The sequence below is a fragment of the Klebsiella sp. F11 genome (assembly GCF_056712265.1).
In genome coordinates, this window is the sequence record NZ_CM160060.1 from 1653435 (window position 1) to 1676051 (window position 22617).

At 54.6% G+C, this 22617-nt stretch carries 25 protein-coding genes; 17 read left to right on the top strand and 8 right to left on the bottom strand.

The features are described 5' to 3' along the window. Positions 1–21: 21 nt before the first annotated feature. The 6 genes from AC1M2H_RS08355 to AC1M2H_RS08380 all read right to left on the bottom strand — a co-directional run bounded on the left by AC1M2H_RS08355 (position 22) and on the right by AC1M2H_RS08380 (position 4627). Positions 22–525 carry a GNAT family N-acetyltransferase gene (locus AC1M2H_RS08355; protein WP_480151003.1) on the bottom strand — a complete coding sequence of 168 codons (504 nt, stop codon included), beginning with the start codon at positions 523–525 and terminating at the stop codon, positions 22–24. Between the two features lie 85 nt (positions 526–610). Beyond that, positions 611–1177: a helix-turn-helix transcriptional regulator gene (locus AC1M2H_RS08360; RefSeq protein ID WP_480151004.1), complete on the bottom strand. Its 567-nt coding sequence runs from the start codon at positions 1175–1177 to the stop codon at positions 611–613. Between the two features lie 493 nt (positions 1178–1670). Next, positions 1671–2564, bottom strand: coding sequence for a TIGR01777 family oxidoreductase (locus tag AC1M2H_RS08365; protein WP_480151005.1), 894 nt, complete (start codon positions 2562–2564; stop codon positions 1671–1673). A gap of 18 nt (positions 2565–2582) precedes the next feature. Then, positions 2583–2945 (bottom strand): dihydroneopterin triphosphate 2'-epimerase, encoded by a 363-nt coding sequence (gene folX / locus AC1M2H_RS08370; RefSeq protein WP_426814035.1) that lies wholly within the window; start codon positions 2943–2945, stop codon positions 2583–2585. 65 nt (positions 2946–3010) lie between these two features. Continuing rightward, positions 3011–3640 (bottom strand): GSH-dependent disulfide bond oxidoreductase, encoded by a 630-nt coding sequence (gene yfcG, locus AC1M2H_RS08375; protein WP_480151006.1) that lies wholly within the window; start codon positions 3638–3640, stop codon positions 3011–3013. A gap of 78 nt (positions 3641–3718) precedes the next feature. Next, positions 3719–4627 (bottom strand): LysR family transcriptional regulator, encoded by a 909-nt coding sequence (locus tag AC1M2H_RS08380; protein ID WP_480151007.1) that lies wholly within the window; start codon positions 4625–4627, stop codon positions 3719–3721. A 103-nt stretch (positions 4628–4730) separates the two neighbouring features. Here AC1M2H_RS08380 and AC1M2H_RS08385 point away from each other — a divergent pair, with 103 nt between their 5' ends. From AC1M2H_RS08385 to yfcD, 4 genes are all read left to right on the top strand, one after another. After that, positions 4731–6152 carry an aldehyde dehydrogenase family protein gene (locus tag AC1M2H_RS08385; protein WP_480151878.1) on the top strand — a complete coding sequence of 474 codons (1422 nt, stop codon included), beginning with the start codon at positions 4731–4733 and terminating at the stop codon, positions 6150–6152. A gap of 85 nt (positions 6153–6237) precedes the next feature. After that, positions 6238–6882 (top strand): glutathione transferase, encoded by a 645-nt coding sequence (gene yfcF, locus AC1M2H_RS08390; protein ID WP_480151008.1) that lies wholly within the window; start codon positions 6238–6240, stop codon positions 6880–6882. 54 nt (positions 6883–6936) lie between these two features. Continuing rightward, the gene (gene yfcE, locus AC1M2H_RS08395) at positions 6937–7488 is read left to right on the top strand and encodes a phosphodiesterase (RefSeq protein WP_480151009.1); all 552 of its coding nucleotides are present in this window, start codon (positions 6937–6939) and stop codon (positions 7486–7488) included. A gap of 58 nt (positions 7489–7546) precedes the next feature. Next, the gene (gene yfcD / locus AC1M2H_RS08400) at positions 7547–8101 is read left to right on the top strand and encodes an NUDIX hydrolase YfcD (RefSeq protein WP_426814041.1); all 555 of its coding nucleotides are present in this window, start codon (positions 7547–7549) and stop codon (positions 8099–8101) included. A 4-nt stretch (positions 8102–8105) separates the two neighbouring features. Here the strand turns inward: yfcD and AC1M2H_RS08405 are convergent, their stop codons facing one another. Continuing rightward, positions 8106–9125: a LacI family DNA-binding transcriptional regulator gene (locus tag AC1M2H_RS08405; RefSeq protein WP_480151010.1), complete on the bottom strand. Its 1020-nt coding sequence runs from the start codon at positions 9123–9125 to the stop codon at positions 8106–8108. A 237-nt stretch (positions 9126–9362) separates the two neighbouring features. Between AC1M2H_RS08405 and AC1M2H_RS08410 the strand changes: the two genes are divergently transcribed. The 13 genes from AC1M2H_RS08410 to alsE all read left to right on the top strand — a co-directional run bounded on the left by AC1M2H_RS08410 (position 9363) and on the right by alsE (position 19798). Next, positions 9363–9806, top strand: a complete 444-nt coding sequence (locus AC1M2H_RS08410; RefSeq protein WP_480151011.1) for a PTS sugar transporter subunit IIA — start codon at positions 9363–9365, stop codon at positions 9804–9806. A 77-nt stretch (positions 9807–9883) separates the two neighbouring features. Then, positions 9884–10156: a PTS sugar transporter subunit IIB gene (locus AC1M2H_RS08415; protein WP_041146575.1), complete on the top strand. Its 273-nt coding sequence runs from the start codon at positions 9884–9886 to the stop codon at positions 10154–10156. Between the two features lie 20 nt (positions 10157–10176). Next, positions 10177–11568 (top strand): PTS ascorbate transporter subunit IIC, encoded by a 1392-nt coding sequence (locus AC1M2H_RS08420; protein ID WP_480151012.1) that lies wholly within the window; start codon positions 10177–10179, stop codon positions 11566–11568. Further along, positions 11565–12395 (top strand): transketolase, encoded by an 831-nt coding sequence (locus AC1M2H_RS08425; protein ID WP_480151013.1) that lies wholly within the window; start codon positions 11565–11567, stop codon positions 12393–12395. The genes AC1M2H_RS08420 and AC1M2H_RS08425 overlap by 4 nt, the downstream gene beginning before the upstream one ends. Further along, positions 12388–13341: a transketolase family protein gene (locus tag AC1M2H_RS08430; RefSeq protein ID WP_480151014.1), complete on the top strand. Its 954-nt coding sequence runs from the start codon at positions 12388–12390 to the stop codon at positions 13339–13341. The genes AC1M2H_RS08425 and AC1M2H_RS08430 overlap by 8 nt, the downstream gene beginning before the upstream one ends. 302 nt (positions 13342–13643) lie before the next feature. Then, the gene (locus AC1M2H_RS08435; protein WP_480151015.1) at positions 13644–14033 is read left to right on the top strand and encodes a mannose/fructose/sorbose PTS transporter subunit IIA; all 390 of its coding nucleotides are present in this window, start codon (positions 13644–13646) and stop codon (positions 14031–14033) included. A gap of 14 nt (positions 14034–14047) precedes the next feature. Further along, positions 14048–14530, top strand: coding sequence for a PTS sugar transporter subunit IIB (locus tag AC1M2H_RS08440; RefSeq protein WP_480151016.1), 483 nt, complete (start codon positions 14048–14050; stop codon positions 14528–14530). A gap of 199 nt (positions 14531–14729) precedes the next feature. Next, positions 14730–15470, top strand: a complete 741-nt coding sequence (locus AC1M2H_RS08445) for a PTS mannose/fructose/sorbose/N-acetylgalactosamine transporter subunit IIC (RefSeq protein ID WP_480151017.1) — start codon at positions 14730–14732, stop codon at positions 15468–15470. Positions 15471–15518: 48 nt separating this feature from the next. Beyond that, positions 15519–16340, top strand: coding sequence for a PTS system mannose/fructose/sorbose family transporter subunit IID (locus tag AC1M2H_RS08450; protein WP_480151018.1), 822 nt, complete (start codon positions 15519–15521; stop codon positions 16338–16340). An 83-nt stretch (positions 16341–16423) separates the two neighbouring features. Then, complete coding sequence (locus tag AC1M2H_RS08455; protein WP_480151019.1) at positions 16424–17464, top strand: galactitol-1-phosphate 5-dehydrogenase; 1041 nt, start codon at positions 16424–16426, stop codon at positions 17462–17464. Next, on the top strand, positions 17465–18028 hold the full coding sequence (locus AC1M2H_RS08460) for an SIS domain-containing protein (RefSeq protein ID WP_480151020.1): 564 nt from the start codon (positions 17465–17467) through the stop codon (positions 18026–18028). A 39-nt stretch (positions 18029–18067) separates the two neighbouring features. Beyond that, positions 18068–19111, top strand: a complete 1044-nt coding sequence (locus AC1M2H_RS08465; protein ID WP_480151021.1) for a galactitol-1-phosphate 5-dehydrogenase — start codon at positions 18068–18070, stop codon at positions 19109–19111. A gap of 3 nt (positions 19112–19114) precedes the next feature. Then, positions 19115–19798 (top strand): D-allulose 6-phosphate 3-epimerase, encoded by a 684-nt coding sequence (gene alsE / locus AC1M2H_RS08470; RefSeq protein ID WP_480151022.1) that lies wholly within the window; start codon positions 19115–19117, stop codon positions 19796–19798. A gap of 36 nt (positions 19799–19834) precedes the next feature. Here alsE and AC1M2H_RS08475 read toward each other — a convergent pair whose 3' ends face one another. Then, entirely contained in the window at positions 19835–22528 is a 2694-nt protein-coding gene (locus AC1M2H_RS08475) for a sigma-54-dependent transcriptional regulator (protein ID WP_480151023.1), read from the bottom strand. Positions 22529–22617 lie beyond the last annotated feature (89 nt).

Consider the following 22617-nt stretch of genomic DNA (forward strand, 5'->3'; position numbering starts at 1 on the left):
GCGGGGAAATACCCCGCCGGGTCAGGATCGACGCTCCAGGCGATAGATCCAGTCATCGTAGTCAACGCCGTCCAGATGCCAGGCCTTCTCCAGAACCTGGATCCGCCGGAAACCGTGCTTTTCCAGCAGCCGTGAAGAGCCTGAATTATCCCCGATAACCCACGCATTAATCGCGTTGATGCCGAGCCGGGTAAATCCGTAGTGGCAAATCTCCTTTAGCGCTTCGCTGGCGTAGCCTTTCCCCTGAGCCTCGGGCAGCAGGGCGTAGCCGACGTCGGCTTCGTGCGGGTTTTTACTGCTGATGCGCAGGCCGATGTCGCCAAGCGCTTCGCCGCGGCTATCGCGTAGCACGAAGACGCCGGATGCTGCACGGCGCGCATCGAAGACGCTTCGCAGCGCCGCCTCGTCAAGAATAGGTCCCATAAAGCGCATTACCTGGCGATCGCTACGCAGGCGCAGGAAAAAGGGCCAGTCGGATTCGCTGAACGGAGAGAGCAGCAGGCGCGGGGTGGTTAGCGTAATCATAAGCGGGCCATTACGATGGGTAGTGGGTTCACCTTAACACCAGAAAGCACCGGATAACACGATCCTGTACCGATCGTTGCGGCGGTTATCCGGCTGCTGGGGAGGTCGGTAGCGTCTTGTTGAGCCCGCGAAAATAGTGCATCACGGTTTCGCTCTGCCGGGAGGCCCGCAGCTGCAGGGCCAGATTCAGGCCGTCGAGGACCTCCGCGTGCGCCACCAGCGGCGAGTCTGCCGCAATTCTTGCTTCCGCGACCAGCCAGCCGACAATGGTTTTCCAGCGCCACAGCGGCGAGTTGCCCTTGACGCGCTGTACGGGGCCGGGGAATTTGCCGGAGCCGCGCGCCCCGTCTTTCAGCAGGGCAACGGCCTGTCGTGAAAGACCGGTGAGTTCGGCGATGTCGCTTAGACCCACCAGGACAGCGTCAACGGACTCGACCCGGGCATTCAGCGCCGATGCGGATTCGATGTTATCGATGGCAGACAGAATCGCCTGTTCGAGCGTTTCGCCTTCGCGATCGAACTCCAGGTACACCGCCGTTCCGTAAAAGCAAACCAGCGCGTCAGTACAGCCGGCGTGATGCAGCGTGTCTTCAAGACCTGGTGTATGAGCGCTAACGCCTGATAGCGTTAGGGTAAAGTTATAGAGGGTCATAGTTTGCGATCCTTATGATTAAACCTAGCCACCGACGTTGAACGGCAGCGGTCGACCATCCTGATAATTTGCCTCGCGTGATTCTCGGGAACGGCAGGGGTCGACCAGATGCTCATCATGTGTTCACGATGATTAGCCGTCCCGCACCTGAGTCGTCCGAAGCAGTGCGCGCTTTTCCCGCCAGCAATAAAAACCCACCCCCGTGTGCGAGCATATTCGATGGCGGCCCTGATGTGTTTATCCGGATGTTCCTTCATCAATGCGTCCTCTGATACTGAATCTTATGTTGACGTTTGTCAACGGTGTTGTGCTGAAAAAACTGACACCGGGACGTTATGACAGAGAGCGGGAAAGGAAGTTGGAACGAGCTTCACGGCGCCAGACGAACGGCGACAGGAGAGTGGATTACTGCGAGATAGCTTCCACAGGCGGCAGGCTATCAGAGAAGACCCGGGAGATCGGCCCCTCTCCCGGGATTAAAGATGCGGCGCGTTTACCCGAGGACGTCTTTTAGCGCCTCATCCAGATCGTACCAGCGAAAGCCAAAGCCGGCGGCTTCCAGACGCTTTGGCAACGCGCGCTGGCCGCCGAGCACCAGTACCGATGATTCACCCATTAGCAGGCGTATTGCCGACGCCGGGACGCGGAAAATGGCCGGGCGCTTGAGCGCCTGCCCAAGCGAGTGGGCGAACTGTTCGTTACGAACCGGATAGGGCGAAACCATGTTAAAAGGACCGCGCAGGTCGTTATCCAGCAGCCACAGAATAGCGTTAACCATATCATCGATATGGATCCACGCCAGATACTGCCTGCCGCTGCCGATAGAGCCACCGAGGCCGAGCTTAAAGGCCGGGGTCATTTTGGCAAGGATGCCGCCTCTCGAGGCCAGCACGACGCCGGTGCGCAGCAGGCAGACGCGGGTACGATCGCTTTGCGCTTCGCAGGCTAGCTGCTCCCAGCGGGCGCAGAGTTTGTGGGTAAACTCATTGTGCGGTGGCTCCTCTTCGGTGACGACCACTTCCCCGAGATCGCCATAATAACCGGCCGCAGAGCCGCTAATCAGCACCGCAGGCGGGGTGTCGCTGGCGTTGATGAGCGCGACCAGCTGTTGCGTGATATCCCAGCGGCTGTGGCACAAACGCTGCTTTTGCTCCGCCGTCCAGCGTTTATCGGCGATAGGCTCGCCCGCCAGATTGATAACCGCGTCAATGTCGTTGAGATGCTGCTGGCTGTCAAAACCGCGCCACAGGGTGACGCGGGGATCGAGCCGGGAGCGGGCTTTTTCCGGGCTGCGCGTGGATACCGTTACGTTATGCCCCAGCTCCAGCAGCCGGGGGATGAGATGTCGACCAATCAGGCCGGTACCGCCAGTAAGCAGAATCTTCATAGCGCCTCCCTAAGAAGCCTACCGCCGCCAGCTCATGGTCATTGATACCGAGTCGGCGTAGCGCAGTGCATAAAGTTTATCGATCTCAACTTCAGCATAAGTGACCCAGTGATGTTCGCATGCGATATCGAGCACATCCTGCGTTAATTTTTCCAGTAGGGAGAAGCGGTTATTCTCAATATGGCTGATGATACGCTTGGTGATGGTGCGGTAGTTCAGCGCATCGTTGATATCTTCGCTGTTGCGGGATTGTTCCGCCGGGTAGTGAATGGCGACGTTGACCACCACATCCTGACGGTTAGCGATCTCTTCCTCTTTAATACCAATAAAAGTACGCAGGCGTAGGTTTTTTATACGAATAATGGCGTCTGGCTGAGACATTGCAGGCTTCCTTCGTGTTGTCATTTCCGCAATCATACATGAAAGCGGGTCGTGCGAGCAGGGGGTTAATATTGTTGAATTTTCAGCAATGCCTGGGCGGTTGCAGGGCGCTGGCGAATACGCTCAAACCAGTTATGTACCGCCGGGAAGTTGGCGAGCTCGATACGCTGGCGCTGGTGCGCGCTAATCCACGGCCAGCAGGCGATATCGGCAATGCTGTAGCGTTCGCCGCCGAGCCACGGGCTGACCTCCAGGCGCCGGTTGAGCACGCTGTATAGCCGCTGCGTTTCCACCTGATAGCGTTCAATAGCGTAGGGAACCGTCTGCGGGGCTGAATAGTTAAAGTGCTGATTTTGGCCGAGCATCGGCCCCAGCCCGCCCACCTGCCAGAACAGCCACTGCAGCGTAGCGTGGCGCTCGCGCAGCTCGCCGCTCAGCAGCTTTGCCGATTTCTCGGCAAGGTAGAGCAGAATGGCCCCGGATTCGAACAGACTCAGCGGCGCTCCGCCGTCGGTAGGGAGGTGGTCGACTATCGCCGGGATTTTATTATTCGGCGAGAGGCTGAGAAACTGCGGGCGGAACTGTTCGCCTTTGTTGATATCGACCCGAATCAGCCGATAGGCCAGCTCCGCCTCTTCGAGGAACAGAACGATTTTTTGGCCGTTTGGAGTGGGTGCGTAGTAAAGATCGATCATGATGTCTCCCGCCGTCGTCGGTCGCCAGTTTTCGAGTATAGGTGACCTGACGTATTGCGGGAGCACAGGGCGATAAATTCAGCGCGTTCTTGCGGCAGGTATCCCCATTTCGCGCACCAGGGCGATAAACGCCTGCAGCCCGGGGGGAATATGGCGGCGGCCCGGATAGTAGAGGGAGAGGCCGCCAAAAGAAGGACACCACTCTTCCATGACGCTGATGAGCCTGCCGTTGGCAAGATCGTCCTGGATAAACCAGTCAGAAACAAACGCCAGCCCGAGACCCGCCAGCGCCGCGCGGTGGATGGCCTGCATCTCGTTAAGAATAATGCGCGGCGGAACGCTAAGCGCCATTTTTTGCCCATCCCGTTCCAGCTCCCAGCGATAAATTCCGCCGTGCGACATACGCATGCCAATCCCCTGGTGATGCATAAGATCGTCCGGACCTTGCGGAACGCCGTGCTGGGCAAAATAGTTCGGAGTGCCGACGATCAGCATCCGCGCGTCGGGCGTCAGGGCGACGGCAATCATATCCTGCGGCAGCGACTCTGCCAGGCGAATCCCCGCGTCGTAGCCTTCGGCAACGATATCTACCAGCCGGGATTCGGTGGCGATATCCAGGCGCATTGCCGGGTAGCGCTTGAGGAAGGTCTCGAAAATATCAAACAGCAGGGCAACGCTTTCGCGCGGCGCGTTAATCCGCAGGGTTCCGCTCGGCATTTCAGGCTGGGTGGCCACCTCCTCCGAGGCGCGCCGGATTTCGGCCACGGCGGGCGCGATTCGCTCAACGTAGCGCTGTCCGGCTTCGGTCAGAGCGACGCTGCGGGTCGTACGGTTAAACAGGCGCACGCTGAGACGCGCCTCCAGCCCGGCAACGGCGTTGCTGACGGCGGTAGCCGACATCCCCAGCTCCCGGGCCGCCGCGCGAAAGCTTTGCCGATGCGCGACGGCAAGGAGGACTTCAAGTTCAGTAATACCGCTACGCTGCATAATTATCCCAATTATCGTAACAGAGTGTGCTGATTATACCCGCTTATCGCGGCAATACGACGCTCCTATACTCCCGGATATCCAACAAGATGGGAAAATCATGATGCTGAACATCGACCAAATTTATATCAACGGCCAGTTTGTCACGCCGCGCGGTAGCGAAGAGTTTGCGCTGTTTAACCCGACGACCGAAGAGACAATTGGCCAGGTTCGGCTGGCTGACGAGCAGGATGCAGAACGGGCGATTGCCGCGGCCAAAGCGGCCTTTCCGGCGTGGTCGCGGACGACGAAAGAGGAGCGTCTGGCCGTGCTGGAACGGATGTATCAGGCCGTTCAGGCGCGGGAAGACGATTTGCTGGAAGCCATTGTGACGGAATACGGCGCGCCGGCTTCCCGCTCGCAGTGGATGGCGGCGTGGCCGGCGCAAACCATCAGGCAGGCGATGGCCACGCTGGAGCGCTTTGAGTTTGTCGAGCAGGCCGGCCGCGCCCGGGTGGTAATGACGCCGGTCGGCGTCGCGGGATTGATTACGCCGTGGAACAGCGATGCCGGTTTTATCTGCAGCAAGCTGGCGACGGCGATGGCGGCAGGCTGTACGGCGGTGATTAAGCCGAGCGAGATGAGCGCCTGGCAAACGCAGATTATTAGCGAAGCGCTGCACACGGCCGGGCTCCCGGCGGGCGTATTTAATATCGTCACCGGGCGCGGCGAGGTCGTGGGGGATGTGATTAACCATCACCCCGATATCGCAAAAATTTCGTTCACCGGCTCAACCGCCGTCGGCAAACATATTATCGAAAGCGGAGCGCAAACGCTCAAGCGCGTAACGCTGGAGCTTGGGGGCAAGTCGCCCACCGTCATTCTTGATGATGCGGATATCGAGCAGGCGGTTCCGTTGGCCTTAGCGGCCGGGTTTATGAACAGCGGGCAGGCGTGCGTTGCCGGGACGCGTATTTTGCTCCCCGCCCGGCGTCAGGCCGAGTTTGAGCAGGCAATCGTGCAGGCCGTGGAAGCCGACTATCTGTCTGGCGACCCGCGCGATCCCCGGACCGCGATTGGCCCGATGGTCAGCCAGAAGCAGTGGCAGCGGGTACAGGATTATATTCGTCTGGGACAGCAGGAGGGCGCCCGGGTGCTGACGGGCGGCGTCGGCCGGCCGCAGGGCATGGAAAAAGGGTGGTGCGTTAAACCGACCGTGTTCAGCGATGTGCATAACCAGATGCGTATCGCGCGGGAAGAGATTTTTGGCCCGGTGCTGGTCATTATCCCTTATCAGGACGAGGCCGAGGCGATTGCGATTGCCAACGACACCGCGTACGGCCTCAGCGCGCTGGTATTATGCGGCGATCGCCAGCGCGGTACGGAGGTGGCTCTGGCGATTGAATCCGGGCGCGTGCTGGTCAATACCCTCGAACATGAACCGCAGGCGCCATTTGGCGGGTTCAAGCAATCCGGCGTGGGGCGTGAAATGGGAAGGTGGGGGATGCAGGCCTACCTGGAGCCGAAAACGCTGCTCGTTGGCTAGTGCAAAATCCTCATGGTGCGATAAGTGACATCCCTCAGAAGACAGGATATGTTGATTTATCGCCCCATTACTTATTGAGGATGCCATGAGCCAGCCGGTCATTACCCTGTGGTCCGATGCCGATTTCTTCTCTCCGTACGTGATGTCAGCGTACGTTTCCCTGCAGGAGAAGAGCCTGCCTTTTACCCTGAAAACCGTCAATCTGGATAGCGGCGAGCACCTGCAGGCGGGCTGGAAGGGATACTCCGTCACCCGTCGCGTGCCGCTGCTGGAGGTCGACGATTTTGCCCTCAGCGAATCATCCGCGATTAGCGAATATCTCGACGAGCGCTTTGCCCCGCCGGAGTGGGAGCGGCTCTATCCCCACGATCTGCAAAAAAGGGGCCGCGCCCGTCAGGTTCAGGCCTGGCTGCGCAGCGATCTGCTGCCCATTCGCGAAGAGCGTTCTACCGACATGATTTTCGCCGGGCAAAAGAAACCCGCGCTGAGCGCGGCGGGGCGCAGGAGCGCAGAAAAACTCTTCGAGACCGCTTCCGGACTGCTGGCCCACGGCGGCAACAATCTGTTTGGCGAATGGTCTATTGCCGATACCGATCTCGCGCTGATGCTCAATCGGTTGGTGCTCAACGGCGATGAGGTGCCGGAGCGGCTGGCAGATTACGCCGCCTTCCAGTGGCAGCGCGCATCCGTTCAACGCTATGCCGCACTGTCGGCCAAACGCACCGGCTGATTCGCCTTCGCGGTTCCGCTATCATAGGGCATCGTAATGCGTGGAGATGAAAAAATGCGGCTGATGTTTGCATCGGATATTCATGGCTCTCTGCCCGCCGCCGAGCGCGTGCTGGAGCTGTTCGCACAGAGCGGGGCGCAGTGGCTGATTATTCTGGGTGACCTGCTCAACCACGGGCCGCGTAACGCGCTCCCCGAGGGCTATGCGCCGGCGGAGGTCGCGGGAAAGCTCAACGGCGCCGCGGCGCGCATCGTTGCCGTACGCGGCAACTGCGACAGCGAAGTCGATCAGATGCTGCTGGACTTTCCCATCACCGCGCCCTGGCAGCAGATTCTGACCGAACAACATCGGCTGTTTCTGACTCACGGGCATCTGTACAGCCCCGAAAAATTGCCGCCGCTCTGCGCTGGCGATGTCCTGGTTTATGGTCATACTCATATTCCGGTAGCCGAGAAACGCGGCGATATTTTTCTCTTTAACCCCGGTTCCGTGAGCCTCCCTAAAGGGGGATTTCCCGCCAGCTACGGCCTCCTTGAAGGGGATCGGCTGCAGGTTTTAGCGCTCGATGGACATCAGGTTATTGCAGAGGTGGCAATTAACCCGTAATTTACCCCCCAACCGTAAAGACGCGCCGCAAGAGCGCTTTAAAAAGTAAGGTTTCCTGATGGCGGAACAGAACGATTTGGCAAGCACAGAATGGGTAGATATCGTTAATGAAAACAATGAGGTGATAGCGCAATCCAGCCGCGTGCAAATGCGCGCGCAGTGCCTGCGCCATCGTGCAACCTACATTGTCGTTCATGATGGCATGGGCAAAATTCTGGTGCAGCGTCGTACCGAGATAAAAGATTTTCAGCCGGGCATGCTGGATGCCACCGCCGGTGGCGTGGTGCAGGCCGACGAGCAACTGCTGGATTCGGCGCGCCGTGAGGCCGAAGAGGAGCTGGGTATTGCCGGTGTCCCCTTCGCCGACCACGGCCAGTTCTACTACGAAGATAAGCACTGCCGCGTCTGGGGAAGCCTGTTTAGCTGCGTGTCGCACGGCCCCTTTGCGTTGCAGGAAGAGGAGGTCAGCGAAGTGTGCTGGCTGACGCCGGAAGAGATCACCGCCCGCTGCGATGAGTTTACTCCGGACTCGTTAAAAGCGCTGGCGCTGTGGATGACCCGCAATGCCAACAACGAGTCGGCAAAAGCGGAAAAGCAGGAGGAGGCGGAGTAGCCGCCTAGCAGCTATCCCGCAGGCATAAACTGGAGACGATGGGTTTTCTGCCGCTCCAGTTTCCTTCATTCAGGCGCTCCAGAAGGGCGCGTCCAGCTTCAATTCCAATCTTGTGATGCGGTACGGCCATCGTGGTTAGCGGCGGCTGGCAGACCCGGCTGACGTCGCTATCGCCGAAGCCGACTACTGCCAAATCGTCCGGGACCTTAATACGTCGACGCTGGCACTCGTACAGTGCGCCGCACGCCAGCTCGTCAGAGACGCAGACCAGCGCGTCCAGCTCCGGCCACGCCAGCAAAAACTCCGGTAGCTGAGAAGCGCCGGTGGAGAAGCTGGGGGGAAGCGCGGCGTTAATCACCCGATTCGGCGACATATGGTGGCGCAGCATCGCTTTGTACCACCCGTGCAGGTGCTGCTGAAAAATCCACTGCTCCTGGTTGGCGCACAGCAGGCCGATATTCTGGTAGCCGCGGTGGATGAGCATTTCAGTGAGTTCGAACATGGCGGCAACGTTATCAATACCGATGTTCATATCAATCGGGTCGGCGCGCATGGCGCCCATTTCCATCACCGGAATCGAGGCGTTGTTCAGCCAGTGGCGCACGGTATCGCTATGTTCCACGCTGAGCAGGATGGCGGCCGCAATGTTTGACGCCAGCAGCGTTTCCAGCAGCTTCTCTTCCTGCTCAAGGCGGTGCTGCGACTCCGCCAGCATAATTTGATAACCCGCCGGCTGCAGTACCTGCTGAAGCCCGGCAAACATCGCGGAGCAGCCCGCTTCGGCAAGATTGGGCACCACCATGGCTATTGTTCTTGAGGAGGCGGAAGCCAGCGCGCTGGCGGCCAGATTGGGCATATATCCCAGCTCCTGCACCGCGGCATCGATTTTTTCGCGAAGCTTGTCGGAAACCTGCTCCGGCGTGCGTAGCGCACGCGAGACGGTCATCGTACCCACGCCGGCAAGCTGGGCAACGTCGGCAATCGTGACCTTACCGGTACTACGCCGTTTTCGGGTTAGAGACATACACCTTCCTGCTGAACTGACGCTTTCATTAACATCCATTACGTTACGTTTCAGGGAGTATACGCCTTAAATCCACATTTTTGCTGCGTTTCCATATGATGATTACGAATTGATAGCGCTATCACAAATTTGAATGTTATCTATTGGTAGCGCTATCTTTGTGATCTCTGTCGCAGCTAACTGCTGTGCGCTTGAATAAAGTTTGCCCATCTTTTGCTAAAAGACGGGGGAGATAAAATGCTCAGCAACTGGATCTGCGATGCCACTATCACGCTCCGGCAGAGCGTCGAAGAGTGGCCTCAGGCTCTTGAGATTTGCGCCGGGCCGCTGCTAGAGGCTGGCGTTATTGCGCCCGAGTACCTGACCGCGATTGTGGAACAACACGCGAAGCTGGGGCCGTACTATGTTCTGGCGCCGGGGCTGGCAATGCCGCATGCGCGGCCGGAGGAAGGAGCCAAAGGCCTCGGCCTCTCGCTGCTGAAGCTGGAGCAGGGCGTGTCGTTTGGTTCAGCAGAGTTCGATCCGGTCGATATTATTATTATGCTGGCGGCACCCGACAAGCATAGTCATATCGAGATGATATCCGCGCTGGCTGAATTATTTTCCAGTGACGAAGATATGGAGCAATTACATCAGGCGAAAACCCTGGAGGAGATTAAAACGATAATCGCGCGATTCTGATCTTATTCATAACCTGATTTATAACCCATTACGCCCGGCGTGATGCGGATCAACTGTACCCAAAAAAGGTGATAACAATGAAAATTATGGCGATTTGTGGTTCTGGCCTGGGCAGTAGTTTTATGGTTGAAATGAATATTAAAAAAGTGCTTAAAAAACTCGAAATTGAAGCGGAAGTTGAACACTCCGATCTCTCATCGGCAACGCCGGGAGCGGCAGATTTATTCGTGATGGCTAAAGACATCGCCGCCAGCGCCAGCGTGCCGGAAAGCCAGCTGGTGGTGATTACCAACATCATCGACATCAATGAACTCGAAGCGCAGCTGCGCGCGTGGTTCGCCAAACAATAACTATTTGTAGCGAGGCGGATATGTTTATCCTTGAAACGCTGAATTTTGTTGTTGATATTCTGAAAGTGCCTTCGGTGCTGGTGGGGTTAATTGCGCTGATCGGCCTGGTGGCACAAAAAAAATCATTTTCTGACGTCGTCAAAGGAACGATTAAAACCATTCTTGGCTTTATTGTTTTGGGCGGCGGGGCGACGGTATTAGTTGGCTCGCTGAATCCGCTGGGCGGCATGTTTGAACACGCCTTTAATATCCAGGGGATTATTCCAAATAACGAGGCGATTGTTTCTATTGCCCTCGAAAAATACGGTGCGTCAACCGCGTTGATTATGGCCTTTGGGATGGTCGCGAATATTATCGTCGCCCGCTTTACGCGGCTGAAGTATATCTTCCTGACCGGGCATCATACTTTCTATATGGCCTGTATGATCGGCGTGATCCTCACCGTGGCGGGCTTCGAAGGCGTCGGACTGGTGTTTACCGGTTCGCTGATCTTAGGCCTGGTGATGGCGTTCTTCCCGGCGCTGGCGCAGCGCTATATGAAGCGCATTACCGGAACCGATGATATCGCCTTCGGCCACTTCGGCACCCTGGGCTACGTGCTCTCGGGCTGGATTGGCAGCGTCTGCGGAAAAGGCTCCCGCTCCACCGAAGAGATGAATCTGCCGAAGAACTTAAGCTTCCTGCGCGATAGCTCAATCTCGATCTCCCTGACGATGATGATTATCTACCTGATCATGGCCGTGAGCGCCGGGCGTGAGTATGTGGAAAGCACCTTCAGCGGCGGTCAGAACTATCTGGTCTACGCCATCATCATGGCGATTACCTTCGCCGCCGGGGTGTTTATTATCCTGCAAGGTGTGCGCCTGATCCTCGCGGAAATCGTGCCGGCGTTTACCGGCTTCTCTGAAAAACTGGTGCCGAACGCGCGTCCTGCGCTGGACTGCCCGGTGGTGTACCCCTATGCGCCCAATGCGGTGCTGATCGGTTTCCTGTTTAGCTTCCTCGGTGGGCTGGTGGGGCTGTTCCTGCTTGGGCAAATGAATCTGGTGCTGATTCTACCGGGCGTCGTGCCGCACTTTTTCACCGGCGCGACGGCGGGGGTCTTCGGCAACGCCACCGGCGGCCGTCGGGGCGCGATGATTGGCTCGTTTGCCAACGGCCTGCTGATCACCTTCCTGCCGGTGTTGCTGCTGCCGGTGCTGGGGGCGATCGGATTTGCCAATACCACCTTCTCTGACGCCGATTTCGGCGCGATTGGTATCGTGCTCGGCAATCTGGCGCGCTATCTGTCGCCGTTTGCCATTACGGGTCTTGTTGTGGCGCTGTTCGCTCTGCTGGTTGCGTACAACGTCTTTGCGAAGAAGAAATCTGCGGCCAGCAGCGCGCAGGAGAATACCGGAGCTAAATCATGAATGTGCAAGAAGTGACCCAACTGGCGCGCGACATTCGCGTCGCCACGCTTAAATCGCTGACCAATCTGGGCTTTGGCCATTACGGCGGCAGCATGTCGGTGGTCGAAACGCTGGCGGTGCTGTACGGCGCGGTGATGAAAATCGACCCTGCCGACCCGGATTGGCCGGAACGCGACTACTTTGTACTGTCAAAAGGCCATGCCGGCCCGGCGCTGTACAGTACCTTAGCCATCAAAGGCTATTTCCCGATGGAGGAGCTCAGCACGCTCAACCATAACGGAACCCGCCTGCCGAGCCATCCGGACCGCCTGAAAACCCGGGGAGTGGATGCGACCACCGGTTCGCTGGGGCAGGGGATTTCTATTGCCGGCGGCATGGCGCTCTCCCATAAGCTGGCCGGGCGCCCGAATCGGGTATTCTGCATCGTCGGCGACGGCGAGCTCAATGAGGGGCAGTGCTGGGAGGCTTTTCAGTTTATCGCCCACCATCGCCTGAATAACCTGACGGTGTTTGTTGACTGGAACAAACTGCAACTCGACGGCGCGCTCGACGAAATCATCCGCGCCTTCAACCTCGAGGAGAAGTTCCGCGCCTTTGGTTTTGACGCCATCACCGTGAAGGGGGACGACATCGTCGGGCTGCTGGCGGCGGTGGAGCCCGTCCCGGACGCCGATGCGCGCCCGCGGGTGGTGATCCTCGACAGCATTAAGGGGCAGGGCGTGCCGTATCTCGAGCAGCTCAGCAACTCCCATCACCTGCGCCTGACGGATGAGATGACTGCGGCGCTGAACGAGACGATTCGTCAACTGGAGGCCGCACATGATTAACGTCGCACCCGCAGGACAAATAGACGCAGTGGAAATGCGTAAAGTGTACGCCGGATTTGTCGCCCGGCAGATTGAGGCCGGGAGCAACATTATCGCCCTCGAAGCCGACCTGATGAGCTCGATGGCAATGGACGGCGTGGCGCGGGATTATCCGCAGCACGTGATCAACTGCGGCATTATGGAGGCCAACGTCATTGGTACCGCCGCCGGTCTGTCGCTGACCGGACGTCGGCCGTTTGTTCACACCTTTACCGCTTTTGCCAGCCGCCGCTGCTTCGATCAGCTGTTTATGTCTCTGGATTATCAGCGTAACAACGTCAAGGTCATTGCTTCCGACGCCGGCGTTACCGCCTGCCATAACGGCGGCACCCATATGTCGTTTGAAGATATGGGGATCGTTCGCGGCCTGGCGCACTCGGTGGTGCTGGAGGTGACCGATGCGGTGATGTTCGAAGACGTACTGCGTCAGCTGATGAAGCTTGACGGCTTCTACTGGGTCCGCACCATCCGCAAGCAGGCGCCGAGCGTCTACGCGCCGGGATCAACGTTTACCATCGGCAAGGGCAACGTGCTACGCGAAGGCGAAGATATTACCCTGATTGCCAACGGTATTATGGTAGCGGAGGCGCTGGAGGCGGCGCGCCAGCTCGAGCAGGAGGGCGTCAGCGCGGCGGTAATCGATATGTTTACCCTCAAGCCTATCGACCGCATGCTGGTGAAAAATTATGCCGAGAAAACCGGGCGTATCGTGACCTGCGAAAACCACAGCATTCACAACGGGCTGGGCTCTGCCGTGGCCGAGGTGCTGGTGGAAACCTGCCCGGTGCCGATGCGCCGCGTGGGGGTGAAGGAGCGCTATGGCCAGGTCGGTACCCAGGATTTCCTGCAGAAGGAGTACGGCCTGACGGCGCATGACATTGTTTCCAGCGCGCGGGAATTACTTTAAGCGCAGGCTCCCACAGTCGAACTGTGGGAGCTTTTTCTACTGTTTTTTGCCACTATTCTGCCGCCAACAAGACCTTCCGCAACTCTTGACCCTATGGGTCGATACACTCAGCCTGTTAAACCGATACACTCACTTCTGCCGCCATACACAGTATTAAAAAACTTTTTAAGGTATTGATAAGAATATACATTTAAAGTTTGGCACGATAGCTGCTTTATCCTCGGGAAGGCTTTCTCATGATGTAAAAGTGGGAAAGGAGGAACTAACATAATCCGCCCATTGATAAAGAGGAATCGTTAGCCATGGAATGTTCCGTTATTGTTGTGACGCATGGCAACCTGGCGTGTGAACTGATTAATACTACCAATATGCTTATTGGTAGCCAGAAACATGTTTTGACCGTTGATTTTATGCCTGGAGAAAATCTTGAAAGTTTAATGAAAAAGCTTGCAGTAATTATTTCTGATATTTCATCGGATATTCCGCTGTTGCTCCTGGTGGATATCCATTCCGGAACGCCTTTTAATGCTTCAAGCTATTTTGTTAAACACCGACCGGATACCAGGCTAATCGCTGGAGTCAATATTCCGATGTTGGTTAATATTTTACTGGAGCGTCAGGATGTCTCCTCGCTAGAGGAGTTGGTGACATTATCGGTAAACGTTGGCAAAAGTGCGATAAAGCCCCTGTAAAAAAGGAAATCACAATGTCTATGATATCGCTTTTACGAATTGATGACCGATTGATCCACGGCCAGGTAATGACTGGATGGGTTAAACATCTTAATGCCACGAAGATTGTTATTGTCGATGACGAACTGGTCAATGATGAGTTTATGATTTCGGTACTGGAAATGGCGGTTCCTAATAACATGACGCTCAATATTTATGATGCTGAGGCCGCTGCTGTGAAGCTTGGCGAAGTCATCGCCGATGACAACAGCGACAATATTATTATTCTGGTGAAAAGCCCACTGACGGTACTGAAAATGCTGAATCTTGGGGCTAAATTTCAGAATTTGACGGTGGGTGGTATGGGGGTAAATGAAAACCGTTCCCGCCTTTATCGTAATCTTGCCGCATCCGATGCCGAACGCCGGGCCTTCAAGGAAATAGAAAAAATGGGTATTCCGGTCCAAATACAGGTGCTTCCTGGAGATACGCCGGCAAATTTGATGACCTATTTATGAAAAATTGACAGCGGTGCAGCGTTCATTCTGAGGTGCCGTTGCATAACCATGAAGAAGACGACTGATAGTGTGTTATGTCGCGTTATGTGGCAGGGGGATTATTACCCTAAGCATTGCTGTATGCAGACAGATAGCGTTATTCCTGCAAACTATATGCTGGTGTTAAACCCGGCAAAATATAATAAGAGGACAAAGTACTATGTTACTTTCAGCTATTCTTGTTGCCCTGATCGCTACAATGAGTAACTGGTGGGTCAGCCACCTTATTACTCGAACCTGGCTCTACCCGATTATTTCCGGTTTTCTGGTCGCGTTAGCTCTCGGTGAACCGGTAGAAGGGATGAAAGCCGCCGCCTATATCAACCTTGCTTATCTTGGCTGGATGACGGTAGGCGGTACGATGCCCGGGAACTTACCGGTGGCTTCGGTATTTGGTACGGCCATGACCATCCTCAGCGGTGCGGAACCGTCGACGGCGGTGGTATTCGCGGTGCCGTTCTCGTTGCTGGGCATTTTGACTTTCCAGGCATCGATGAGTATTAACGCGCTGTGGGTGCATAAAGCTGAGGCGATGCTGGAGCGCGGCAATATCACCGGTATGCGTCTGATGAACTATGTGCCTTCATTCTTCGTTATCTTTATTCTTGTGGGACTGCCGGCATTTGCGATGGTTTACTTCGGCGCCGATTTTATGCGTGAAATGTTGGCAAAAATCCCGCAGGAACTGGTTAGCGCGTTCCAGGTAATTGGCGGTATTATGCCTGCGTTGGGTATTGCCATGCTTGTTTCTTTCCTGGGGAAAAAACATCTGATGCCGTTTTTCTTCCTCGGTTTTTTCCTTGTCGCATTTCTTAAACTCGGAATTATGGCGATTGCGGTGTTTGCTATTATCGCCGCCGTTATTCTGAACGTTAATACGAAATTCTCCGTCGAGAAATAACGGGAAATAATAATTATGACCATAAATAATGAAACCGAAAAAACTGTGATGGGTGAAACCCTGACCCGTACCGAATTGTTAAAAACCTGGGCGTTAAATTACTCGTCAGAAACCTGTTATAACTATGAACGTTTACAGGCTTTAGGACAGGCCAGTGCGATGGTTCCGGTAGTACGCAAACTCTATCCGGGGGATAAAGCCCGTCAGGTGAAAGAACTGAAGAAGTATTTTAACTTCTTTAATACCGAACCGTCATTCTGCGGCCACGTGATCACCGGCGTATCGGTGGCGATGGAAGAACAGAGAGCAAAAGGTATGGATCTGCCGCCGGAAGCGATAACCTCGCTACGTTCCGGATTGATGGGGCCGGTGGCCGGGATCGGCGACACTCTCCAGGCCATTGTTTACTCTATTCTTGCGGCTATCGCCTGTAATCTGGCGATTCAGGGAAATTTTGCCGGCCCCATACTCTTTGAACTGGGGTATAAGTTCATCATGATCTTCTGTAGTCTGAATATGTTCTTTCTGGGCTACCGAAAAGGTCGCACGGTGATCCTGGATATTTTAAAAAAAGGCCTGATGGATAAACTGACCGATGCCTTTGGGCTTATTGGGCTAATGGTAGTAGGAGGTATGGCGGCTTCGCGCGTTGATATTGTGACCCCATTGGTGATACATATTAAAGGCGCTAATATTGGTATTCAGGATATTTTAAATACATTATTGCCATCATTAATTCCGCTGATAATTACGCTCGGCATACTAAAAATGATTCGCCGAAAAATGAAACCTAACACGGTTATTGCGGTTATATTTTTCGTCGACATTATTACCTCCTGGCTTGGTATTCTGGCCGTTCCTGCACAATAACTTAAATTACATCCGGCTTGGCTCAGATTACAGGTTCCTGGCCTGTAATCTGGACGCACGTCTGAATTACAGAGGATAATTAAATGAAAGTATTATCATTGACGCAATTAGGTAAATTTTCACTCGAGGAAAGACCTGTTCCTGTACCTGCTGCCGGAGAGGTGTTAGTAAAAGTTCGCGCCGCAGGTATTTGTGGTTCCGATATTCCGCGCGCGTTTGTTAATGGCCCGTATCATTATCCGATTGTGCTTGGCCACGAATTTTCCGGCCAGATTGAAAAAGTTGCGGAGGATGTGGATTCGGGGCTGATTGGTCGCAAAGTGGCAATATTCCCGCTGATTCCCTGTAACCAATGTGCCTTTTGCCAGGAGCGTCACTTTGCGAAATGCATTCAGTACAGCTACTTCGGTTCGCGACAGGATGGCGGATTTAGTGAATATCTGACCGTCCCATTATTTAACCTTGTGTTCCTGAATGACGATGCGGACTTACGTGAAGCGGCGATGCTGGAACCTGCCGTTGTGGGGCTGCACGTGATGCGCCGCGCTCGCCTCGATATGAATGATAACGTGGTGATTTATGGCGCCGGGCCGATTGGTATCATGATCGCGCGCTGGGCGGCTATTTACGGCGCGCGTAAAGTCATGCTGGTCGATGTTGACAGTAAGAAAATCGATTTCTGCCGTTCTCTGGGCTTTGAACTACTGTGCGACGCCCGTCGGGACGATCCGGTTGAGTGGGTCATGCATCAGACCGAGGGAAACGGTGCAGACGTCTGTATTGAGGGCAGCGGTTCCTCCGGCGGACTCTCCAACTCTCTTCTTTCCTGCCGCGTATTTGGCAAGGTACTTATGCTCGGCAACCCTCATGGGGATATGCATATTCCCCGCGGCGTCTACGACAAATTTATGCGCAAAGAGGCCGCTCTTCTTGGGGTCTTTAACTCCGTTTATAAGCAGCAGCCACATGACGAATGGCAGGATGCTGCAGCGGCCATCGGCAGCGGAAAACTCAAAGTTAGCGATTTAATCACCCATGAGGTGGGTATTGATGGACTCGCCGATCTCTTCGACCTGGTTCATGCGAATGACACCTTATTCTGTAAAGCAATGATGGTGATTTAAATGACGAACGCAAGTTATTCAGCTGCGGCGCAGGCGGTTACCAGTGAAATTGCATCGGTATTAAAGAGCATCGATGAGGCGCAGATTGCCGACTATATTGCGGCGCTACGCCAGGCCAACAAGGTCTTTTTCGTAGGGGTCGGTCGTGTTGCGCTGGCGCTGGAAACCACGGTCAAGCGCCTGAACCACATCGGCATTACCGCCTGTGAGGTCGGCGCTATTAATGAGCCGCCTATTGCTCCTGGCGATGTGCTGGTGGTGGGCTCCGGATCGGGTGAGTCTATCTTCCCGAAACACATTGCCCAATGTGCGAAACGCTATGGCGCAACGGTGGTACATCTGACTTCCAGTCCGGCAAGCACCATTGCCCGTATGTCAGACGTGGTGGTGGATTTCCACTGCGGTTCTAAGTCTGGCTTCGGCACGCAAATGTCTATTCAACCGATGACTACCTTGTTTGAACAATCGTTGATGATTTTTGGCGATCTTATCTGCCTGCGCATTATGGATATGCAGGGTATGACATTTGAGCAGGTCCGCCTGAACCATGCGAACCTGGAATGATTTGCTAATGCGGGCAGTCATGTCCCGCAGGAGGATGACATGAAAGTTGTTGCACTACGCGCTGTGGGCGATCTGGCGCTGGAGGAGCGAGAATTACCGGTACCGAAAAGCGGAGAGGTCAGGGTCAAAGTGATGGCCTCCGGAGTCTGTGGATCGGATATTCCCAGAATATGGCGCACGGGAACGCCGTCATTTCCTCGGGTGATCGGCCACGAATTTTCCGGACGGATTGACGCCGTAGGGGTCGGGGGAGATGAAGCGCTAATCGGGCGACGGGTGGCGGTGTTCCCCATCAAACCCTGTCATGAGTGCGTGTTCTGCCGGCATCATCACTACGCCAGATGTCTGAACTACAGCTCGTACGGTTCCCGCTGCGATGGCGGTTTTAGCGAATATCTTACGGTGCCGCTATTTAACCTGGTATTTTTTGCTGACGACGTCAGCTATCCGCAGGCGGCGATGCTGGAGCCCGCCACCATCGCACTACACGTGGTGCGCCGGGCGGCGCTCGACCTCAACGATACGGTGGCCATTATTGGCGCGGGGCCGATCGGACTGCTAACCGCCCGCTGGGCGCAGCTCCACGGAGCCGGAAAAATTGTGCTGTTGGATATCGATCCCGACAAAATCGCCTTCTGCAAGCAGCTCGGCTTTGAGTATGCGCTGCGCTGCGATGAGGCAGGCGCGCTGGATAGTCTTCGACAGTTAACCGACGGAGGTGCCCACGTCGTCATTGAAGGCAGCGGTAGCGCTCCTGGGCTTTGCTTCGCGCTGGATGCCTGCCGTACTTTTGGCAGCGTGATGCTGCTGGGCAATTGCCATGAGGAAATGGTTATTCCACGCCTGGCCTATGACCGGGCGATGCGTAAGGAGCTAACGCTGACCGGCGTGTACAACTCAGTCTACAAGGGATATCCCCACGATGAATGGGCGGATGCGGCGCGGGCTATCAGTTCCGGCGCTCTGCTGGTTAGCGATCTGATTTCCCATCAGGTCGGTATCGGACAGGCAATCGATCTCTTAAACGCCATTCATCAGCGTCAGCAATTTACCTGCAAATGCATGGTGACGGCAGAGGAGTAAGTTATGAAATTACCGGCTATTGCACCTTCACTTATGTGCATGGATCTGCTTGATTTTCGCAATCAGATTCTGTTTCTCAACGACAAGATTGCCTGGTTTCACGTGGATATTATGGATGGGCACTTTGTTCCGAATTTAACGCTTTCTCCTTGGTTTGTGTCAAACCTGAGTCCGCTGGCTAAAGCGCCGATCGACTGCCATCTGATGGTGACCGACCCGGAAAACTACGTTGAGGCCCTCGCGAAAGCCGGGGCGACAATGGTCAGCTTTCACGCGGAGGCGGTGAATGGCAAAGCCTTCCGTTTGATTGATACTATTCGTCATACGGGAATGCAGTGCGGGCTGGTGCTCAATCCGGAAACTCAGCTGGAGGATGTGACGCTTTACCTGGCTCGTATTGAGAAGGTCACCATTATGACCGTCGATCCGGGATTCGCCGGCCAGGCGTTTATTCCCGAAATGCTGGGAAAAATAAAAGCCTTTGCCGCCTGGCGTGAACAACATGGTCTGAACTACCTGATTGAGGTTGACGGCTCCTGTAACAAGAATACCTACGCCAGCCTGATGGCCGCAGGGGCCGATATTCTGATCGTGGGTTCAAGCGGGCTATTTAACCATGCGCCGGAAATTGCGGCGGCGTGGCAAATGATGCAATCCGATCTGCAGGAAGCTTTAGCTCCGGTTTAAAGGGACGGGCGCGATGCTGACATCGCGCCGCTTTCTCTATTTGTCCTCCAGCATATCCATAATGTACAGCAGTTCGTCGTCGCTTAGTTTTACCCCTGTTTTATTTTCCAGCGTATCGTTCGCCGTCTGGTAAATCGTCATCACCGGGCTGGAGAGATACTCCTCCCGGTTCTGTTTGTTGTAGGTAATGGTTTCGTTACGTACTGAACGTTCGAGGGCCAGGCAAATATGTACGCAGATGTTAAGTAGTCCGCTGCCCTGGTCCTCCAGCCGCCGATGCTCCTTAATCATCTGAATAAATGACATCACAATAGGCACCGCCTTTTTGGGGTTGAGAAACACCAGGAAATCCTGCAGGTACTGCTCGCTCAATTTGGTCAGGGTGACGGGATTGTCGGCCCTGCTTTGGCTAACGTAGCTGCCGCCGATCGCCGTCTGAAACTTAAGCTCTCCCTGGCGGGAGAAAAACTCCGCCAGCGGAATATGGGGCAGATTAAACTCTGGATCGACTATCCCAACCGAGAGCAGTACCTGGTACTCACTCAACAAACTCTGCCGTCGGCTGAGCATTTCATCGGCGGAAAGATTAATAATGTGAATATCGCTGCGGTTGATTTCATCCAGTACCGAACGCAACAGCGACTGCAGTTTTTTAGCGATCCCCTCGCCGGAAGAGCAGATGGCCAGAACCGCCAGCGGCTTATCAGGCACCGGCTGTTCCCGATGCTGATTCGCACCGTAGCCTTTGAAATGGAGCAGACTGAAATAGATATCGTCCAGCTCGGCATTGAGAATGGACGTGCGGCGTAGCGCTTCGATCACCAGCGGGGTGGAAACCATATCCAGGGTACGCATCGCTATCCGGCACTCCTGGGCGATAATATCTCCGGCATGCAGTAGCGATCCCATATCGACCAGCAGTAAAAATCCCCGGGCGTTAGGCGTGGCCAGAATCGTCTCTTTTATCTGCGCGATGGCCTGATTGGGACGAATATCCAGAGGCATATTAACCGCCGAAATGTTCTCTTCGGCGATCAGCGTACGGGCAATGTCTACCATATTACTGGCAATGAGATCCCCGTGGGTGGCGACAATCACGTGGATCAGTTTCTCTTTTTCGCGGATCACCAGCGAGCTGAGTAAAATGGTCAGATAGGCTACTTCATCTTCATGAATGTCGATATCGAATTCGTCTTGCAGCCGCTTTTTAATGGTTAAGGCGGAATCATATTCCGGGAGTTTGTTAACCCGGTAGCGGCGTGTCCAGCTATTTCCGGGGGAATGAGCGTGGTTCCGGGTGAGATTCGCCAGATGATACCCCAGTGAGAACAGAAAATTATCGCCGAACTCTTTTCCCATCTGTAGCTCAATTTCTGTTTTAAGTGACTGACAAAAAAGTAGCGTTTTCTTATCTAACCCGTGATCGAACCACTGGCGCGTGCGGGGAAGCTTAACGTCAATATAGTTATTAATTTCCAAAGTGATAAAGCGGTTGATGTCGCTATCGGTAAAGTTCTGCTCCAGCATAAAATTAATTTTATTATCAATAAAATCATACATTCGCAGCGGGCTGTCGTTTTTGTTGATACTGAGTGCCGGATGAGTGGGAATGGCGTCCGGTAAAATAGTCATAATATCGCCCAGACTATATTGCAGGCGGGCCAGATAATCATTATTACGCTTAAGATTGAAGATCCCCGTTTTAATATCCAGCGCGAGCTGCTCAAAGCGGATATCCAGCCTCTGTTGCTGCTGATGTTTTTCCATAAAAAAATGGGCGCAGACCGACTGAATAGTCGACTTAAGTTTACCCACATTGCCAGCAAAGGAACTGCCAAGTATCGATTTGGCGCTGTCAGCATCAATGGTAATCGTGCAGCCAATGCGCGCCGCCTCAATTTTAAGTAAAAATTTAAGTAGCTCAATCTGCTCCTCGGGAAGCCGGCTGGCGAGGCCGGGCAAATTGATAGTGATGGGGATTCTTCGCAGGAAGGTGGAGAGCAGCGAGGAGCTGGGATCTTCGGTCGTGGCGCAGATGAGCAGGATCTCGGCGCGGTGATCGCGCTTTGTTTCACCCAGCTGGCCCCATGTTCCGGTATCGATAAAGTAGAAGATCATCTCCTGACCTTCCGGCGGCAGGCGGTGTACTTCGTCGAGGAAAAGCATACCGCCGTCGGCTTCACTTAACAGACCGGGTTTGTCTTTATCGGCGCCGGTGAACGTTCCTTTGGAATGACCAAAAATATGAGAAACCAGCAGCTGTGGATTGCTGGCGTAATCAGCACAGTTAAACACAATAAAAGGTGCATGTTCTTTCAGCAGCTGCCGGGCGATAGCATAATTATACATCAACCGGGCAAACAAACTTTTACCAGTACCGGTCTCACCGGTTAACAATGTATGTACGCCGCGCGGCGGGTAAATAATGGCAGCCTTCGCCTGACTAATTTGTTTTTGCAAACTGTCATGATAGCCAATCAGATAAGTGAAAGGATCGCTGATGTCCGGAGAACTTACTTTTTGGCTGGTTATTTCGTTGCTGACAAAATAATAAACCGGACGCGTGTTACTTTTAGCGATAATTCCCTCTTTAACCAGCAGGTTTAAATCACTACTGACGTTAGGGCGTGAAATTTTCAGCGTGTCGGATATTTGTTGAGTCGTTGCGCCGCCCGGTGTTTTTTTACATAAATCAGTCAGATAAGTAAGAATTCTTTTTTTACGGGTCATTTTGTCTTTTGATTATAATTTACAGGGTAGGGTAATTATATAAAGTCTGGCGGTTATTACTGTGAGCCAGCAACAAAAGATACAGAACC